Annotated in this window: 14 protein-coding genes; 5 read left to right on the forward strand and 9 right to left on the reverse strand. The window is 39.6% G+C overall.

The annotated features are described in order from the left end of the window. The 3 genes from DUT71_RS05445 to DUT71_RS05455 form a co-directional block, all read right to left on the reverse strand. Complete coding sequence (locus DUT71_RS05445; protein WP_113661499.1) at positions 1–1,383, reverse strand: exonuclease domain-containing protein; 1,383 nt, start codon at positions 1,381–1,383, stop codon at positions 1–3. Positions 1,384–1,425: 42 nt separating this feature from the next. Continuing rightward, positions 1,426–2,193 carry a methyltransferase domain-containing protein gene (locus DUT71_RS05450; RefSeq protein ID WP_113661640.1) on the reverse strand — a complete coding sequence of 256 codons (768 nt, stop codon included), beginning with the start codon at positions 2,191–2,193 and terminating at the stop codon, positions 1,426–1,428. Positions 2,194–2,593: 400 nt separating this feature from the next. Then, on the reverse strand, positions 2,594–3,625 hold the full coding sequence (locus DUT71_RS05455) for a threonine aldolase family protein (protein WP_113661500.1): 1,032 nt from the start codon (positions 3,623–3,625) through the stop codon (positions 2,594–2,596). Positions 3,626–3,945: 320 nt separating this feature from the next. Here DUT71_RS05455 and DUT71_RS05460 point away from each other — a divergent pair, with 320 nt between their 5' ends. Beyond that, positions 3,946–4,137 carry a hypothetical protein gene (locus DUT71_RS05460; protein WP_113661501.1) on the forward strand — a complete coding sequence of 64 codons (192 nt, stop codon included), beginning with the start codon at positions 3,946–3,948 and terminating at the stop codon, positions 4,135–4,137. Between the two features lie 287 nt (positions 4,138–4,424). Here DUT71_RS05460 and DUT71_RS05465 read toward each other — a convergent pair whose 3' ends face one another. Both DUT71_RS05465 and DUT71_RS05470 read right to left on the reverse strand, forming a co-directional pair. Further along, positions 4,425–5,261: an NAD-dependent epimerase/dehydratase family protein gene (locus tag DUT71_RS05465; RefSeq protein ID WP_113661502.1), complete on the reverse strand. Its 837-nt coding sequence runs from the start codon at positions 5,259–5,261 to the stop codon at positions 4,425–4,427. Between the two features lie 63 nt (positions 5,262–5,324). Then, positions 5,325–6,176 carry a helix-turn-helix domain-containing protein gene (locus DUT71_RS05470; protein ID WP_113661503.1) on the reverse strand — a complete coding sequence of 284 codons (852 nt, stop codon included), beginning with the start codon at positions 6,174–6,176 and terminating at the stop codon, positions 5,325–5,327. A gap of 374 nt (positions 6,177–6,550) precedes the next feature. Here DUT71_RS05470 and DUT71_RS05475 point away from each other — a divergent pair, with 374 nt between their 5' ends. The 4 genes from DUT71_RS05475 to arsB are packed head-to-tail and all read left to right on the forward strand — an operon-like array spanning position 6,551 to position 9,110. Beyond that, positions 6,551–6,880 (forward strand): ArsR/SmtB family transcription factor, encoded by a 330-nt coding sequence (locus tag DUT71_RS05475; protein ID WP_039478798.1) that lies wholly within the window; start codon positions 6,551–6,553, stop codon positions 6,878–6,880. A 55-nt stretch (positions 6,881–6,935) separates the two neighbouring features. After that, positions 6,936–7,403 carry a DUF6428 family protein gene (locus tag DUT71_RS05480; RefSeq protein WP_113661504.1) on the forward strand — a complete coding sequence of 156 codons (468 nt, stop codon included), beginning with the start codon at positions 6,936–6,938 and terminating at the stop codon, positions 7,401–7,403. A gap of 22 nt (positions 7,404–7,425) precedes the next feature. Then, complete coding sequence (locus DUT71_RS05485; protein ID WP_113661641.1) at positions 7,426–8,046, forward strand: arsenate-mycothiol transferase ArsC; 621 nt, start codon at positions 7,426–7,428, stop codon at positions 8,044–8,046. Between the two features lie 2 nt (positions 8,047–8,048). Beyond that, positions 8,049–9,110 carry an ACR3 family arsenite efflux transporter gene (arsB, locus tag DUT71_RS05490; protein WP_113661505.1) on the forward strand — a complete coding sequence of 354 codons (1,062 nt, stop codon included), beginning with the start codon at positions 8,049–8,051 and terminating at the stop codon, positions 9,108–9,110. A gap of 357 nt (positions 9,111–9,467) precedes the next feature. On the opposite strand, the gene DUT71_RS05495 is transcribed toward arsB, so the two are convergent. The 4 genes from DUT71_RS05495 to DUT71_RS05510 form a co-directional block, all read right to left on the reverse strand. Then, positions 9,468–11,375: a heparinase II/III domain-containing protein gene (locus tag DUT71_RS05495; RefSeq protein ID WP_113661506.1), complete on the reverse strand. Its 1,908-nt coding sequence runs from the start codon at positions 11,373–11,375 to the stop codon at positions 9,468–9,470. 28 nt (positions 11,376–11,403) lie between these two features. Next, the gene (locus DUT71_RS05500; RefSeq protein ID WP_113661507.1) at positions 11,404–13,122 is read right to left on the reverse strand and encodes a RagB/SusD family nutrient uptake outer membrane protein; all 1,719 of its coding nucleotides are present in this window, start codon (positions 13,120–13,122) and stop codon (positions 11,404–11,406) included. A 25-nt stretch (positions 13,123–13,147) separates the two neighbouring features. Beyond that, positions 13,148–16,282, reverse strand: coding sequence for a SusC/RagA family TonB-linked outer membrane protein (locus DUT71_RS05505; protein WP_113661508.1), 3,135 nt, complete (start codon positions 16,280–16,282; stop codon positions 13,148–13,150). Positions 16,283–16,367: 85 nt separating this feature from the next. Next, the gene (locus DUT71_RS05510; protein ID WP_113661509.1) at positions 16,368–17,948 is read right to left on the reverse strand and encodes a hypothetical protein; all 1,581 of its coding nucleotides are present in this window, start codon (positions 17,946–17,948) and stop codon (positions 16,368–16,370) included. Positions 17,949–18,275 lie beyond the last annotated feature (327 nt).

Raw genomic sequence — 18,275 nt, forward strand, 5'->3', positions numbered from 1 at the left:
TTAACCGATCATCCTAATATTTTGTGGATAACGCTGCGCAAAGGCCATGACCAATTGTAGCATGTAGTGATTTCCCTTTACACGTGTTAAGCAGGTTTTAATTGCCAGGGCATCATCTAATTGTTGCTCCATTGATAAATATCCCATTCCATACAGCTCACCCTTTTCAATCCAAATACAGCTTTGCTCCTGGGGCTCCCGCCCTTCATCCAACAACATAAAACTCAAATGGTCTTCCTCAATACTCCCCAACAAGCGGTCAATGTTGGCATTATGTTTTTCCAGATCAGGCAATGGCTCATTGGTTTTAAACACAGCGCCCTTGCCATACCGGCAAAAACGTTGGTCAATATCAAACTGTTTACTTTGCGAAGCCAAGAAGTTAAGTCCATCCACTTCCCTATTAAAAATTTTGGCACATTTCAACTGTTTTGGTAGTCGGCCAACAGCCAGGTGGCTATAACCGTTTACAGCTACATAATGGTATAAACCAAATTTAGGTTCGGCACTTTTAAGCGCACTGTTATATATTGGCCACAAACGTTGTATTTCGGTGCACTCCAGCAACAGGGCCATCAGTTCCGAGCCGCATCGTTCAAAGGAAATTCCATGGATCTCCTTCAAAAAATGTTGTCGCCTAGCTCCTTCATTATGCCCCACAAAATGCGAAGCCACTCTCTTTTTAATGTTGATGGCTTTTCCCACGTAAATTACCTTTCCTTGCTGATTGTGAAAGTAATATACGCCAGGACCTGGCGGCAATGCCTGAAAGTCGGCCAAAGGAACATGTGCAGGCAAACGCTGTTCTGGCGATGCACGCCGCAACATTGCACCCACTAGCTGCTGTTGGTCTTTTGCCAATAATATCGAAAACAACTGGGCAGTGGCCTCGGCATCACCAAGCGCCCTGTGCCTATCGGTAATGGCAATACCTATGTTGCTACATAGTTTCCCCAAACTATAGGAACTAAATCCAGGCAACAATTTACGGGAAAGCCTAACCGTACAAAGCTTGGGCGCATCCCATTGGAAACCGCAAACAGCCAGCTGTGTTTTTACAAAAGAATAATCGAAGTTTACGTTATGGGCAATAAAAATCTTATCCTTGAGCCTTTCAAACACCTGAAGCGCCAATGTTTCAAAGGTGGGTGCTTGGGCCACCATTTGGTTACTAATTCCTGTTAAAGTGGTAATATGCAAAGGAATGTCCATTTCGGGATTGATCAAACTGCTCCAACGGTCTACCACCTGCGTTCCATCATGGCATAAAATGGCTATTTCGGTCATTCTACTACCCGCAGCACTCCCACCGGTGGTTTCAATATCCACAATGGCATAAATAGGCTTCTGTACGGATGCTTGATTTTTATTCCCTTTTGACATACCGCAATTTTACTAAAATTATTAGTAAATATCAATAACCCTTTACCGTTTTACGCCATAAATGAGTATGCGCTTAAAAGCATAAATGGCAGGTAACTTGGTGAATCTGTTCGCTATCCTTAATTTAAATTCGTGGATCAACTGTTGTTTTTCATTGCGTTGCAATCGGTCTAAATATGGGATGAGCGCAGTACCTGAAATAAAATTGTAAAGCGCGTCGTGATCTTGAGCTATAATTGGATATACTTTTTGAAAAATTTGGATGTTAGACAGTCCATGATCAAAAAGGATCTGGGCATAATCGTCCATGGATAATACCGGTGAATCCCTGTGCCAATTTTCCAAATGGGAAGCGTAAGGTTCTTCGCCTACCAAATTGGCCAAAATCTGGTTCAGGACATTCTCCTTTTGCACGGGCATTTGTATGGCCAGCTGCCCGCCGGTATGGAGCAAAGTGACCAGCTTGGGGAACAGCAGCTCATGCTGATCTACCCATTGTAAAGCTGCATTGCTAAAAACAAGGTCGTAACGTGTTGCCAACTTCACTTCCTGTTCAATAGTTCCAAGCCTAAAATGCAGGCGTTCATTTTCGAAACGTTTGGACTGCGCCAACATTTCTGCCGACGAGTCTATCCCTGTAAAACTTGAATTTCTAAACTTTTCGCTCAACAGGGCCGTTTGCTCCCCTGTTCCACAACCCAAGTCTATAGCTTTAAGCTTTTCTGCCGGCGAAATCAGGCTGGCTAAATCATAAAATGGCTGATAGCGTACTTCCTTAAAGCTATCATAAAGTTTCGGGTTCCAAGCCATAGGATTTTTGTAACTGGGTTTAAAAAAAATTGCTGGCACTGATATCAACAGATGCTGCTAAAAATGCGATGTATCTTATTTCCGCAATCGTTTAAAGGTACAAAATCTCCAACGCTTACAGGAGATCTCATGTATCATGTTTTTGTAAATACCAGATGCAAATAGTAGTTTCGAACAAAACTTAGGAGCTTTTAAAAGCTTTGTAAGCTTGGTTTAAACCTCATATTGAAAGCCCTGATTTGATCCAATGTTCTGCTAAGGATTTAGGTAAACGACATCTTGGTAGATTTACTGCATGATTTGAAAAGCCGCATTATAGAAGTGAGCGGCACCTTAGCAAACAGGAAAACACAGGTGTTAAACCAGCTTGCCCAGGTTCAAAATTAAATGCCCACAAACTTTATACCTGCAGTGTTTTTAAATCGCGGATAAACTCGTCTACCTTGGCTTCATCAGTAGCCCAAGAAGTAATTAAACGGATGGCAGCGTGGTGGGCATCGACAGGTTTCCAAACGTAAAATTCATATTTTTGGTTTAACTTGCTGATGATCCCATTGGGCAAAATGGGAAAAATTTGGTTGGTGGTAGATTTAGTAAGTGCAGCATAACCTTTTTCTTCCATTGCAATTGATATTTTCATGGCCATTTGGTTGGCGTGTGCCGCAAGAGAGAAATACAGATCATCTTTAAACAGCTCCAAAAACTGGATGCCCAACAATCTTCCCTTGGCCAATAAAGCTCCTCTTTGTTTAAGTGCATAATCAAACTCCGGTGCCATAGCAGGATTATTGAAAACGATGGCTTCTCCCAACAGCGCACCGTTTTTAGTTCCGCCAATATAAAAAGCATCGGTTAACGCCGATAGATCAGCCAGGTTCAAGTCGTTGTTACTTGCCGTGAGTGCATGACCCAATCGGGCACCGTCCATAAACAGATAAAGGTTTTTTGATTTGCAATAAGCCGACAGTTGGGCCAGTTCTGATTTTTGATAAATTGTGCCAATTTCGGTAGAGTTGGAAATATATACCATTTTAGGTTTTACAACATGCGGTCGTAGGCCATATTCCTTTAACACTTGCTCAATATCGGCAACCCTCAATTTGCCATCTGCAGTTTCTACGGTAATTACCCTATGGCCTGTAGCTTCAATGGCACCTGTTTCATTGGCGTAAATATGGCCAGTTTTGGCACTAATTACTGCTTCATGGATGCGCAGAAGCGAAGCTATTACGATCAAATTGGTTTGTGTACCGCCCGATAGGAAATAAATACTGGCCTGTGGATTTGCGATCTTTTGCTTGATCAGCTCCTTGGCTTCAAGTGTGTAGGCATCCTCACCATATCCCGCTTGTTGGCTAAAGTTGGTTTCCATTAATTTTTGGAGGATATTGGGATGGGCTCCCTCGGCATAATCGTTTTTAAAACTATACATGGACACTTTAAATAGAAATGAAGTTTATTGCGCAAGGCAAATCTCTTAAAAATCCATTAAACTTAAAGTTGTAATTATGAAAACCTAAAAATATTTTAAACGCTGATAAACTGGTGCATAATGTTTGTTTGGAATGCGTGCTACAATATCATTCCCGATTTGAGTAACGCATAGGACAATTTTCAACGCTTATAAAACAAAATCTCATGCAAAGGCCATATTAAAACAAAGTTAACACACAAATAGACAAGCAGATACATAAATACTTATATTTATGCACGACATTTGCGTTGCCTTAATTGGATTAAGCGAGAGGAAACATGGACATCAACTATTTTATCGAAAGTGGCCTGTTAGAACAATATGCCAAACATCAGTTAGACTGTGTACAAACAGCCGAAATTGAACAGCTTTTGCAAACCAACTTGGAACTTGGAGAGGCCTTGGAAAAAATATACCTCCGATTGGAAGGTAATGCACATGGCGACGAACCGCCAAAGAGCGAACAATAAAGCAAATGGCCTCGAACAAAAAAGCCTTCAGCGTAATGCTAAAGGCTTTTGGGTGGTACTGCCAGAGGACTTACTGCGAACCAAATCCTTAAAGAAATGCACAAAACTGCCGATTTACCCAATTTTGATGACAACCTGATGGTATTTATTTCGAACTAACTTGAAGCCATTGATATACATTTGGAGGCGGCTAAACATTACCACCAAGGGCTACACAGATCCAACTCGCAAAATCCAAACAAGGCTGTTTGCCGATGCGATTTTCAATGCAAATGGAATTTATACTACTACAGTATATCCAGATCAGAAGCGACGTAAAAGCTTGGAACCAATGGTCGAAAACCGGTCCACCTTCTCAGTTTTGTACTATCCATGGTACCTTCGAAGGGATCATTTAGTACCGTAGGTGCATTATCGAACACATCGCCAACCTTGCCAACAGATTCTGCAAGTTCATATAAGGTGATCGGTGCATCATCAGCAATGTTGAATATTTGACCATTTAATCCATCCAATTGCAGCAATAACATTAAACCCTGCGCCACATCTAAATGGTGTACCATGTGCATTCTATATCCTGCCGGACGTCCCCATTTTTTGAGTATTGGCATAATTTCATCAATATGCGGATCTTTGTCGCCATATACAAAACCCAAACGCAATATCCTTACATCTAAATTCATCGTTAGCAATTCTTGTTCGGCAGCTATTTTACTGGCTGCATAAGCCCTTGGATCGTTTATATTCACTACATCGTCTTCTTTTGCCGGATGACCATAGCCCGAACCATACACGTTACTGGTACTTACAAAAACAAATCGCTTTACGCCGGCACCAACTGCAGCATTGGCCAGGGCTATGGTGCCTGAATGATTGGTTTTAATAATGCCCTCATCATCAGTAAAGGTTCTGAATAATGCTGCCAAATGAATGACCGCATCTATGCCTTCTACTGCCGCTGGCAAACTTTCTGGCTCAAACAAATCGCCAACTACATATTTGGCGCCTGGAATGGCCTGAGCAGCATTCCGTATTAATATCGTAACATCATAGCCCTTGGCTATTAGGCGGGGAACAAACCTGCTCCCTACTTTTCCTGTTGCTCCTGTAACTAAAATTTTCATTCCACAAAGTTCGCCCAAAACACAGCATTGGTTAAATGATTATCAAACCAATAACTATAATTTTCAAACCTTGCGAATGGAACTAGGGGTGTTACCGGTTAATCGTTTGAAAAAATTATTGAAATAGGCAGGATAGGAAAAACCTAATGCGTAGGCAATCTCAGACACACTCCAATCCGTATGTTGCAAAAGCGCTTCAGCTTCTGCAGTAATACGCATGGAAATATGCACAGAGGTGGGCTTTCCTGTGGTGGCTTTCACAGCACGGTTAAGATAATTTACATGCACGGCAAGCGAAGCGGCAAAATCTTGGGCTGTCCGCAGTTGAAGCGCATCTGTGGCATGTTCGATCGGGAACTGTTTTTCAAGCATATCCAAAAACATATGCGTTATACGGCTGGCACCATTTTTTGGAACAGAAAGGTGTGGAGGTGGCTGTATGCTTAACGCTTCATGAATAATTAGGGCAATGCAATTCTTGATCAATTCTGCCTTATGTGCATAATCCCCTTCATAGGTTATGAGCATTTTCTGGAAAATATGATCCACAAAAGCTGCCTGCTCGCTATCTATCGGAATTACCGGGCTTTTTTCAATATTGAACAAGGGCGAGTCTCTTAATTCTCGATTGCTCATGAATGTTTCGGCAAAAATGCAAGCATAACCACTTGTTCTGTTCACTTTTCGAACAATCGATTTTGGTGCTTTTGGGTTAACGAAAATCAGGAAAGTGCCCTTAATATCTTTCAGTTGCCCATCTTGCTCGATGCTTATTTCTCCATTAATGAGGCCTAATTTATAATAGTCACGCCTACCAGTATGTACGGGCAATTCAGCTGAGGGCGATAACTTATGAACTTTAAAACCTTTCAATTTTAATTCTTCCAAATTCAGTCCCGGAATACCTGTATCCATGACACAAAGTTAATAAAATCAAACCTATTTAAGAATAACTAAACCAGAATGAAGGATTTGATTTGCGGCGTATGGACGAACAAATTCTAAGACATAAAAAAGGAAATGCCTTTGATCGGTACGAATGCGATAAAATGGCTAACCGCTATTCATTTGGGGATATACTAAAAGTGTGTCTTGTCTTGAAATAGCTTGTAGCTAATGCAAGCAAAAAATGATAACAAAAACAGAGAAGACTATTAAACCTACCATTGCCTCCCGAAAACCATGGAGCAGATTGGACGAGGAAACCAAGACCAAGATTGTTAGTGAAGTCAAAAATCAAATTTATTTTGCGTTCTCACAATTAAATCGTAATATTGCGATATATAATTATGGGACTTACAAAATCAGAAATATTCACCGACGAGCAGAACCAGCTTTCCACATTGCTGAAAGCAATTGCACACCCTGCCCGTATTGCTATCCTGCAAAGGATCATCATATCCAACACCTGCATTTGTGGCGATTTGGTGGGTGAGCTTGGGTTGGCACAGGCAACCATTTCCCAGCATTTGAAGGAATTGAAATTAGCTGGTATCATACAGGGAACAATAGAAGGTGTAAGCGTTTGCTATTGCATCAACCCTAAGACCTGGAAACTGTTGGAAGAACAACTTGGTGGATTTTTGGCATCCTATAAAGGCGAAACTACCTGCTGCTAACCTTTTTTTATCTATATCAATCGTTAAATTGCAATATATTATTAACACCTAAATCATGAAACTATCAGAAATAAAAGAAATCCTTGCTACGGCTGAAGGAGTGAATTTTAAATTGGAAAACGGCAATTCGGTGCCAGAACATTTCCATGTAACGGAGGTTGGAATTATCACAAAAGACTTTATAGACTGCGGTGGAACCGTACGCCATGAAAAAGTGGCTAATTTCCAGTTATGGGATGCCGATGATTATGAACACCGCTTAAAGGCTGGAAAATTGCTACATATCATTTCGCTTTCGGAAAAGGTTTTGGGGATGGAAGATCTGGAGATTGAAGTGGAATATCAGGCAGAGACCATCGGCAAGTATGACCTTGGGTTTGATGGGGAGAACTTTCTTTTACTGGCCAAGAAAACCGCTTGCCTTGCGACGGAAAAATGTGGTGTGCCGGCCGAAAAACAAAAAATTGAAATGGTAAATCTGGCTTCGGCTTCAACCTGTACACCAGGTGGAGGGTGCTGCTAATTTTAAGGCCGATAAATATAAAATGAACACAAAACTTTTTCAGGAACTTGAAAGTCTGGCCGGCGCTTTCAAATTTGACAGCATCACTTCGGAACGCAAAGCGATTTTACAGCCTTTGGTTGATTATATCCAAGACAAGCATGACAATAAAAGTGAGGTAAGACTCAACCTCATCTGTACGCACAATTCTCGCAGAAGCCACCTATCACAGGTTTGGGCGCAAACGGCAGCAGCTTATTATGGCATTAAAAATGTTTTTTGCTATTCAGGCGGTACCGAAGCTACTGCCCTGTTCCCGGTAGTTGCGGAAACGTTAAGACAAACGGGGTTTAAGGTACAAGTTATTGCGGAAGGAAGTAATCCGGTATATGCCATAAAATATAGTGAGAATGAACATCCTGTGATTGGCTTTTCAAAGGCCTACGACCATGAATTTAACCCTTCAGGCGAATTTGTGGCAATCATGACCTGCTCGCAGGCTGACGGTGGCTGCCCATTCATTGCAGGGGCCGAAAAACGTATTCCAATAACCTTTGATGACCCAAAGGCATTTGACCACACACCTCAGCAGGCAGAAAAGTATCAGGAAAGAAGTTTGCAGATTGCAACCGAAATGTTTTACGTCTTCTCACAAATCAAATAAATATGTCGGCTAATAACTGTGCCCCTGCGGCAGAACGTAAAAAATTAGGGTTTCTGGACCGTTATCTAACTTTGTGGATCTTTCTGGCAATGGCCATTGGTGTATCAATTGGCTTTTTTATTCCGTCCTCAGCAGGTTTCATCAATTCTTTTTCCAGCGGTACAACCAATATTCCATTGGCCATTGGACTGATACTGATGATGTATCCACCGCTGGCCAAGGTAAGGTATGAAAAAATGGGCGAAGTATTCCGCAATACTAAGGTGCTGGGCACTTCGCTGGCCCTGAACTGGATCTTCGGTCCAGCACTCATGTTTGTACTGTCCATAGTATTTTTACAGGATTACCCCGAATATATGGTGGGGCTGATACTGATTGGCCTTGCCCGTTGTATCGCAATGGTGGTGGTATGGAATGAACTGGCAGATGGAAATAGAGAATATGCAGCTGGTCTGATTGCGCTGAACAGTATATTTCAGGTATTGCTCTATAGCGTTTATGCCTATGTTTTTATTACCGTACTTCCACCGCTATTTGGTATTGAAGGACTGGCGGTAAACATTACTATTGCCGAAATTGCAAAAAGTGTAGGGCTTTACTTGGGTGTTCCGTTTGCCGCAGGACTAATTAGCCGTTATGCGCTGATCAAACTTAAAGGTGAGCAATGGTTTCAGCAAAAATATGTGCCATTTATTTCGCCAATAACCCTGGTTGCCCTACTTTTTACCATTGTGGTGATGTTCAGCCTAAAAGGCGAACTTATGGTACAGATACCAATGGATGTACTCCGCATAGCCATTCCGTTGGTCATCTATTTCGCAATTATGTTTATCGTTAGCTTTTTTGCAGGGAAAAAGATGGGTGCCGATTATTCGCAGAGCACATCCATTGCCTTTACTGCCGCTGGAAATAACTTTGAACTGGCCATAGCAGTAGCCATCGGAGTTTTTGGCATCAATTCCGGTCAGGCGCTCGTGGGCGTAATTGGGCCATTGGTCGAGGTACCTGCACTTATTGCATTGGTAAACCTTGCTTTCTGGTTCAGAAAAAAGTATTATGGTTAAACAACTGTTGAAAATGGCTGGTTTGGTTTTCCTAAATTAGTGGGACAACTTGTCTTTCGTCCTTGGCCGATAGAGCCTGTCCTCTTTTATACAGCCGAATAGGCGATGGATCAGTTTTTTACCATTTCTTCTAAAAGCTTCTCCAAAAATTGAAAATCCTGTTTCGTCCCTATCATCCCATAAATAATGAAAACTAACTTCATTTCCTACCTGGTCTTTTTTAACTTTTATTGTAAAAATTATCTGGTGTTGTTAAAGATGTTGATACCAATGCAAAACCACCAAACGGCTTAAATTTCAAATTTCTTTCATTATGCTTTACAACCTGTTTAAAAGGCTAAAATATCAATTAATTGCTCAATTATCTTCTAGAACTACTTTAAAAGTAACCTTCTTATTTGCCGGTATTTTAGCATCAAAACCTATCATGACTGTACCGATATTTTTTTGATTGTATTCGCCATAATTAGAATTACCAAATTCGTTTTTATACTTAGCAGGATCTTCTGACGGGCGTATAACCAAATTCAAAGGGATGTCTGATTTGAATTTCACCACAAGGTTTTTGCCTTGCTGAGATAACATGATAGTCTGCTGATCTATAATTTTAGCCGCAGCAGGTGTCAACATATTCCATCTCAAATCAACCGGATCAGCTCCAGTTTCTAACACATCTTCTATTTTAAGATAAGCACCATCAACAATAGTTGCCTTTCTAGTTGCTACTTTCAATTCATTTTTAAGGTTTAAGGCTGGTTTAATATCAACTAAAGCTCCTAATTCTTTTCTATTATCGAAAGTTGACACCATTTTTGCAAAACCATTTACATTATGGCGCTGATTATTGATCGTTAAAGTGTTATGATTTAAATTATTATACCTAAAAATATCCCATCTCTCTGAGTTTTGCGACATATTCCATAAATCAACTCCTTTTGATTCGAGTGTAATATAGCTTTGTAAACCAAAATCTGCAGCCCACCTTAAGTAGCCAACATCGTAAACAAAAGTTCCTTGATCCATGTGTCCGTGTGCGTCTTCAGCCTTTCCTCCCTTTATCCCTAAATATCTTCCTTTTCCACTCTCCCAATCCGTACGTACTATTGCTATCGGGGTAATTCCATTCCCCTTATAAAGCTGATTTATAGGAGCTTTCAATGCTGATAATTTCAAATTTTTAGCAAAAACCAGCATATTAGGGATTAACCTTTCTTCGTCAGACTTATTGGTTCTGGTATACAGTCCGTTCTTAATTGCTTTTATCTCAGTATACACCAAGGAAGGATCTTTTAGCTTACTAGCAAACCAAAACATAGATGGTGAAGCAGCTACGGAAGCGCCACCATCGTAATAATTAAAATACTTTCCCGAAGTACCTACTGCATATAACATGTAGTTTGCCGTATTCATAAAACCTGGAGCTTTGGAAAGCCCGTTATCGGACCCCAGGGCGCTCTCTAAAGCCGCAAACAACATTACCTGAAAAGACGTTCCATAATTCCAATAGCCTGGTCCTTCAGGGTAATTGCCATCTGGCCCATAAGCTTCTAATGGTAGTTTGTTAGAGGTTAATGTTCTTTCTATAATGGCTATCGATTTTTCTTTTTCGCTCTCAAAAATTGCCAATGCACCAAATAATAAGCCCGCGTTACATACCGAATTCCAATTGTTATGTCGCTCTAAAAACCATGCATCTTCCTTTATATAAGATGGTTCAAATGCTTTTTCCAAGATTGCCTTTCTTACATGCTGCTTCGTGCTTTCTTTTAAATCATCATATAACCAATCATAAGCTATGGCAACGGCCATACACATTTCTCCAACATCTAAAAAATGCGAAGGGTTCCAACTTTCGAAGTTACATACAGCATTAAGTTCTTCTTCTACTTTATTTAAATATTTAACCTCTTTAGTCATCCGATAGCTAAAGGACAAATAGTATAAACGAGTTAAAGCCTTTCTTGAAACTGCCAAAAGACGTTTACCATCTTTCTTAAATTCTAATGGTTTTTCTGCCAGCAATTTGTTAGAAAAACCAATAATATGGCTATAAACCGTTAAAAATTCTGGGTTACTCGCTATCGACTTTTTCACCAATTGCTCTTCTCCTTTATTTAACAATATTCTGGGGTGAGGAGCAATTTTCGAATAATCGTAACTATGAGAAAGGTTTGCATTTTGAGCTACTGCAACTTTTGCACAAATAACCAGCAGCAAAATATGAATTGCAAATACTCTTTTTGACAAACAGTTTTTTACCATCATGTGCTTTATTTTTTTAAAGACCTGTTGATTACCAACCAAGTCGTTGTTTTAGTTTCGTATTAATTAAGGTTTCTTGTAACGGGTAAGGTAAAAGTAAGTGTTTTGCCTTATTGAAGTTAACAGAAGGTTCCAAGTAAGCTTGATGATACTGATTTGTTGCACTATAATTAGGAAAATTTTTAATGATTGTATTGGTTTCCATCAATTTATCTCCCAGCAAATTCCATCTTATCAAATCCTGTTTACGCAAACCTTCAAAACAAAGTTCCCGTAAACGCTCATCTACTAATTCTTTAAAGAAATCATCATGGGCTACGCTACCACTGTAAGGATCCAGTCCCGCTCGCTCGCGAACAATATTAAGACTATTCACCGCAGTTGGATCCGCATTATTTGTACCATATCTACCACCAATAAGTGCTTCTGCATGCATTAACAAAACATCAGCATATCTTAAAATTGGAAAATTTATACTCGTAAAGTTTGGATCTGTTGCGGAGCCGGCAGTACTGTTAAGAATGGTGTAGGGCGCACTAACAAGTGTGGTACTTGTTTTTAATGCAGCCAAATTTGTAGGCTCCCAGCGCCTAAATTTTCCTATCCCGTACTCTTGATCTAACGGGCTGTTGAAGATATACCTCATGGTAAATGCTCCGGTAGCAGAACTGTAATTATTTTTATATCCTGCTATACTCCACGCTCTTCTAGCATCTTCTATAGCATATAATTGATACACTGGAACCCCAACATTTACATTGGCAAACCCCCTTGGAATTTCTGTAGCCCCTACAAACTCCACACCATTAATATTCCCTATACGACCACTAACGTTAATTCCCATGGCGTACAAGTTTCCAAAAGATATTTCAAATAACGATTCTCTTAAATCATATTTATCTTGTAAATAATTCAAAAAGTGAGCTCTATAGCTGTCAGGGTTTGTAGCGTACGAGGTAATATTATGCCAGCCATCGTTAATAATTATTTCGCACTGCTGTTTAGCTTTATCAAAATATTGCTGAGGATTATCAAAATAACAAGCCTGATCGCTCGCCCCCAGATAAGGTTGATAGCCTCCCATTTTAAGATAAAGACGAGCCAATAAACCATGCGCTGCCATTTTATTAGGCTCGCCAGGCACATAACCAGAATCTTTGGCGTGGTCTAGGTGCTCGGCTGCAAATAAGTAGTCTTTTTCTACCTGCGTGTAAACATCAAATACCGGCGAAGGTGGGAACAAATTATCTGCTTGAGATGTACTAGGGGTTAATCTTAATGGTACAGGACCGAACCAATTTGCCAAGTTAAAATAACAGAAGCCTCTTATAAAACGAGCCTTTGCTAAAAGCTTGTTATATTCTGCCGCGGTAAAAGCACTTGCCTTTAAGTTTTTCTCAAATTGATTAATTAGTTGAATACAGGTATAAAATCTTAACCAAACGTTTTTAATCTCATCGCTAGATGATGTATAAGCATATTTTGCAGCATTCCAAGCTGCACCCGGATCGTTTGTATACATCTCATCTGTTCCTGCTTCTAACGTAACATTAAACCTAAAACCATATAAATCTTCTTTGGCTAACTGACTGTATATACCCGATAATGCCAAACTTGCTTGTTGTTTATTCGCATAAAAGGTTTCATCTTTCCATGCAGATTTAGGATCTAGTTCTAATACTTTTTTACAGCCAAGCGAGCAAAAAAACATGGTAAATAATATGGTGATGTAAATATTTCTCTTTTTCATTTTATTTCTTAACTAAGCGGAGTGGTTAAAAAGTAATGTCAATACCTGCTGATACGGTTAAACTTTGTGGATAGGCAGAATAATCTAACCTAGGCGTTAATGCGCCGTACCTACCTACCGATACGTCTGGATCATATCCTTCGTAATTTGTTAGCACGAATAAATTCTGTGCGGCAAGTGACAATCTGCACTTCTTCATCTTGAATTTATTGAGCAACTTAACAGGAAGATTATAACCTATAGCTACCGTTTTTAACTTGATATAAGAACCATCATCAATGTGGCGCGTATCTAATTTATATCCCATAGGTGTGGTAAGGTTGATACCGTCAAACCTCATCCCTCCTATTTCAGTGTCTGTATTTGTTGGTGTCCAAATATTGGTAAGCGACGTTAAACCGTTTCTACCCTGGGCATAAATACTTCCGTATTGCGATTTGTTCCCATTAAGGATATCAAAATCGTAAGCCCATTGAAGTAAGAACTGCAAATCGAAACTCTTATATCTGAAGCTATTAAACAAACCTCCGGTATGTTTAGGATAAGGATTTCCAATAATTGTTCTATCTGCTTCGTTAATAATGCCATCGCCGTTTAAATCTTTAAATTTCACCATACCAGGACGCATTGCTGTTCTATAAGATGGCACACCGTTTCTTAATTGGTAATTGCCACTTGTTTGCACAAAATCATCTGCTTGGTAAATTCCGTCAAATACGAGCCCGTACATCATACCAACGGGTTGCCCCACTTTGGTGATATATTGATACTCGGTTTGCATAAAACCAGCATCCCAAGCTGGATCAGTTAATATTTGCTCTTGACCGCTATTTAAGCTTACTGTTTTTGTTCTATTGAATGAAATATTAAAATTTGTATTCCAACCAAAGTTTTTACGATCAATATTATTGGTGCTTAACGTAAATTCTACCCCTCTATTTGATACTTTACCTACGTTTTGTTGTACTCTGTCGAAACCTGTACTTAGTGCCATATCGGCATTTAGCAATAAGTCTCTAGTGTTTTTATTGTAGTAATCTACGGTAAGATCAAATCTTTTAAAAAGCTTTAAATCTAAACCTAAGTTGGTTTGAGCCGTAGTTTCCCAAGTTAAATCAGGAACGGCCATATTGCTTTGAAACGCCCCTGGAGAGTAGGTTTGTCCATTGCCCAAAACATAGCCGCTTGATGAACTTACGTTAAAGAGGTTATAGGCTACAAAATCTCCTATCCTATTATTTCCCGTCAAGCCCCAACCGCCTCTCAGTTTCAGATCAGATATGGCGCTGATATTTTTAATAAAATCTTCTTGAGAAAGTCTCCAAGCTAATGAGAATGAAGGAAAATATCCCCATCTGTTTTCTTTTCTAAACTTAGAAGAGCCATCTACCCTGAAATTAACGGTAGCCAAATATTTGTTATCGTAAGTATAGTTTAACCTACCAAAAAATGATAATAAAGCGTTTTCGGAATAGTTTGTTGTTGCCAAAGTTGCTGTGGTAGCGATACCAAGATTGTAAATACCAAATTCATCGGTTGGTAGGTTTGTATTTTGTAAAGTGGATGTTTCAAAATCTATATGCTGGGCTTCAAAACCAACTAGCGCAGCATAATCATGCTTTCCTTTTTTATCCTTAAAACGTAAAGTATTTGAGGTTGATAAAGTATTAAATCTTCTATCGGTAATGGTGCCATTTATACCTCTGTTTGTTCTGCTCGCTTCTTGCGTATCTCCATTATGAAAAATAGTATTCTCGGAAATTGTTGTTCTGTAATTTCCCATTAGGCTTAAGTCAAATTTCTTTAAAAACCTATAGTTTAAACCTAAAGTACCGGCCAGGATATCGTCTTTTCGAGTACGATCGGTATTTTGTAAAGTTTTTACCGGATCATATAAAAATGGATCTTGGCTTGAGATCAATTCTTCCTCTTCATCCACATCATCTGAGGTCCAATTGAAGGGATTTAGTGGCCTAAAAGATACGGCATCTCTAATTACCGAATTACGCGTATTTCCCGAAACTTCTATTCCTGTATAACTTACTCGGCTATATTCTACCTGTCCGTTAGCTTCTAAATTGTCTTTTAGTTTGTGCGTAAATTTTAATCGGTTGTTAATTTTTTTAAAACCAGTGGTTATCAACGTACCTTCTTGATTAAGATAATTACCACTATACAACAAATTGGTTTTACTATTTCCTCCCCTTAAAGAAAGGTTAAAGTTGTTTGCTCCAGCTGTTCTAAAAATCTCATCTTGCCAGTTTATTCCAGCGGTATTTCTGTACATTTCAGGGTCGCCCCATCTATTTGCAAACATCTGCAAGTTCAAACCTGGCACATAACTATCGTTAGCGTAAGCCAATGTTTGTTGGTATTTTACATATTGATAAGGGTTCATCACGTCCAACTGGTTCACGATCGACTGCATCCAAGCCGATGTACCTACCATAATATCTGTTTTTCCATCTGTGCGGCCACTAACTGTTGTAATTACTACCACTCCGTTAGCACCACGAGAACCATAAATAGCTGTGGCAGAAGCATCTTTAAGAATATCGAATGTTTTAATATCACGAGTGTTAATACTAGATGGATCGAAATTTTCTAGCGGAACTCCATCTACCACGTACAATGGAGAGTTATCTCCTGTAATAGAGTTGCCTCCTCTAATCACAATATTAAGGGGGCTTCCCGGCGTACCATCACTCGCGGTTACCTGCACTCCTGCAACTCTTCCCGCCAAAGCCTGATCGAAATTTGCTGTGGCCGTTAACGCAAGGTCTTTCGCGTTTACCGTTGCTACCGATCCGGTCAGATCGCTTTTCTTAACAACATCATAGCCCACAATAACCACCTCATCTAAATTTAAATCATCGCTTTTTAGAACCACGTTAATGGTGGCTTGCTCCAACACCATTTTCTCTTGCGTTTGAAAACCCAGATAGGAGAATACCAAAATATCAGAAGGCTTTACATTGTTAACTGTATAACTACCATCTTGCGTGGTAGAAACAGCTTTGCCTGTACCTTTCACCTTAACACTCACACCCGGAATTGGACCTCCCTTTATATCCTTAACACTTCCTTTTACCACTTTTTGGGCAATAGCAGGTAAGGCAATCATACTGCATAAAAACAATACTACTTTTAAAAATTTCATATTTCTAGGATTATACTTTTTTAAATTTTAAAGGCTTTTAGCCTTAATTAGAGATTGACATATATCACTTTCAGATTATTAAAAGCTAATTTTCTACTGCCTTGTAGTAAAAATCTGATAAGAAATAAGTGCCTCCACGACCAGGAGCTGACGCATTATTGGATATTTGTCCCTGGAAGTAAGACGCCACTTTAAATGCAACCGTAACGTTTTTGGTAATTTGAGAACTACTGATGACGTAATTACATTTCACCCATTTATTGTAAAATGTAACGCCAGGTCTTTTCTTCCCGTCTGGATTAGCGCCGTTCTGATCGCCAGGATATGGTGTTCCGGTAAACTCTGTACCCCAAGGGGCTCCTATTGAATTACTTCCGCTAACACCTTCAGAACGTTGACACTTCATTACATCATTCACTTTTGTCCAGGTACCGCTCACCCAGTTACCATTCACATCTTGAATATCTCCTCCTGTATAATCTGTAGATATATAAACTTCTAAATCTGTTGGTGTTCTTCCATCAGACATATAAGTTTGATAAGCTGGCATATAATAGTAGTTAAAGGAAAGCTGATAACCATACTGAAATGGCGTAAGATCCTGGGTAGAAGTTACCATCCAAGTGCTCACTGGAGTGGTAACCGCAGAGGCGTTAAAGGTATTTGTTTCTATAATAGTTTGTCCGGTATTGCTAGTAGGCCTTTCTGTTGGAGCTACTAAATAAGATGCCACGGAATTGGTTCTGTTACCCCAAATACGCGGCGAAACCCCTGCAATATCGGTTTGTACGGTATAGCCTACACCACCACTAGGCAGTGCCGCATTCACATTAAGGGTAGGATAAAAAACATAAATGGTTTCTAAAGGCATTACCTCTGGGGCATTGGTAATAATAACCGTCAATTTATTTTCGAAAATTACAGCTTCTGAGCTTATATTGCTCACTACCTTAACTGTGGGCTGTAACACTTCTCTTGCTGTGTAAGCATAATTACTAGCTAAAGAAATTACCCCTGTTTGTTTGTTTATACTTAGTTTATCGTGATGGTTAGTTAATTCAAAATAAACATCCGGATTAGCGTTTGGCAATATTGGCGCACTGGTTTTACTGCCTGCGCCTACAACCAAATTTTGGTTTTTGGGCGAGTAAATTAAATTAGTTGGCAACAATGGTGCAATACGTAAGTGAAATGCCTTATCAAACACTGTTGAATATTGCCTGCCTTCAAACTCTGTAGAAACTTTAACCGTAAAATAGTAATCGCCTGCGGTAAAATTATGTCCCGAGGCAATACGGATAATGCCATTAGCAGCCGAGTTTGTTGCAGCTACAGCGTTTACAGGATTTCCATTCGCATCAATCAGGCCAGAGGTAATGCTAATGTTTGCAGTACTACTTGAGCCAACAGTTACATGCTGTAAAAAAGATTGACCTAAGGTTGTTCCATCTTTTGTAACAATACTTACTAGCTCAAATTTAGGTGTAAGCCCCCCGGTTTGTACGGTCGGAGCAAAAGTCGTGATCGCTCTGCTTTCTCTGGCATCAGTAATTTCTATATACTTTAAGTTAGACGGATTACCGATACTGATAAGGTCTTCCTTTTTGTCTTTACATGAAATTACCATTAAGCAACTCAACAATAAAAATAGCAGTTGTTTTTTCATACGCTGTAAGTCATTCGAAAGCAAAGCAACACTTCGCCTTCTCATGTTCGGTTTATTTATTTGGTTAGTTATTCGGTTATCAATACAAAAATGAAAAACAGTGTGATTTACCAGAGGGGGTGTATCGTCTTACTTAGGGAGGTATTTTTTTTATTGCTAAAAACTATTCCCTTTTACCCCTTATCCAAAACAGCACTATTAACATACAAATCCAGCTACTTACGTTAGTCGTTTTACACCTTAATTTTAGCTTATACCTCCCCTTTTCCATAGCGCTAAACGGACTAAATTGGCTAATGCAACCAAATTAATTTTAAATGCCGACAA

The sequence above is a fragment of the Pedobacter nanyangensis genome (genome assembly GCF_003313505.1).
Lineage (GTDB): Bacteria > Bacteroidota > Bacteroidia > Sphingobacteriales > Sphingobacteriaceae > Pedobacter > Pedobacter nanyangensis.

Bases quoted from the DNA above. Each gene is read 5' to 3' on its own strand.
- DUT71_RS05455 (WP_113661500.1), bottom strand. From the start codon at position 3,625: ATGTATAGTTTTAAAAACGATTATGCCGAGGGAGCCCATCCCAATATC.
- DUT71_RS05450 (WP_113661640.1), bottom strand. From the start codon at position 2,193: ATGGCTTGGAACCCGAAACTTTATGATAGCTTTAAGGAAGTACGCTAT.
- DUT71_RS05510 (WP_113661509.1), bottom strand. From the start codon at position 17,948: ATGAAAAAACAACTGCTATTTTTATTGTTGAGTTGCTTAATGGTAATT.
- DUT71_RS05500 (WP_113661507.1), bottom strand. From the start codon at position 13,122: ATGAAAAAGAGAAATATTTACATCACCATATTATTTACCATGTTTTTT.
- DUT71_RS05445 (WP_113661499.1), bottom strand. From the start codon at position 1,383: ATGTCAAAAGGGAATAAAAATCAAGCATCCGTACAGAAGCCTATTTAT.
- DUT71_RS05485 (WP_113661641.1), top strand. From the start codon at position 7,426: ATGAACACAAAACTTTTTCAGGAACTTGAAAGTCTGGCCGGCGCTTTC.
- DUT71_RS05470 (WP_113661503.1), bottom strand. From the start codon at position 6,176: ATGGATACAGGTATTCCGGGACTGAATTTGGAAGAATTAAAATTGAAA.
- DUT71_RS05465 (WP_113661502.1), bottom strand. From the start codon at position 5,261: ATGAAAATTTTAGTTACAGGAGCAACAGGAAAAGTAGGGAGCAGGTTT.
- arsB (WP_113661505.1), top strand. From the start codon at position 8,049: ATGTCGGCTAATAACTGTGCCCCTGCGGCAGAACGTAAAAAATTAGGG.
- DUT71_RS05505 (WP_113661508.1), bottom strand. From the start codon at position 16,282: ATGAAATTTTTAAAAGTAGTATTGTTTTTATGCAGTATGATTGCCTTA.
- DUT71_RS05475 (WP_039478798.1), top strand. From the start codon at position 6,551: ATGGGACTTACAAAATCAGAAATATTCACCGACGAGCAGAACCAGCTT.
- DUT71_RS05495 (WP_113661506.1), bottom strand. From the start codon at position 11,375: ATGATGGTAAAAAACTGTTTGTCAAAAAGAGTATTTGCAATTCATATT.
- DUT71_RS05460 (WP_113661501.1), top strand. From the start codon at position 3,946: ATGGACATCAACTATTTTATCGAAAGTGGCCTGTTAGAACAATATGCC.
- DUT71_RS05480 (WP_113661504.1), top strand. From the start codon at position 6,936: ATGAAACTATCAGAAATAAAAGAAATCCTTGCTACGGCTGAAGGAGTG.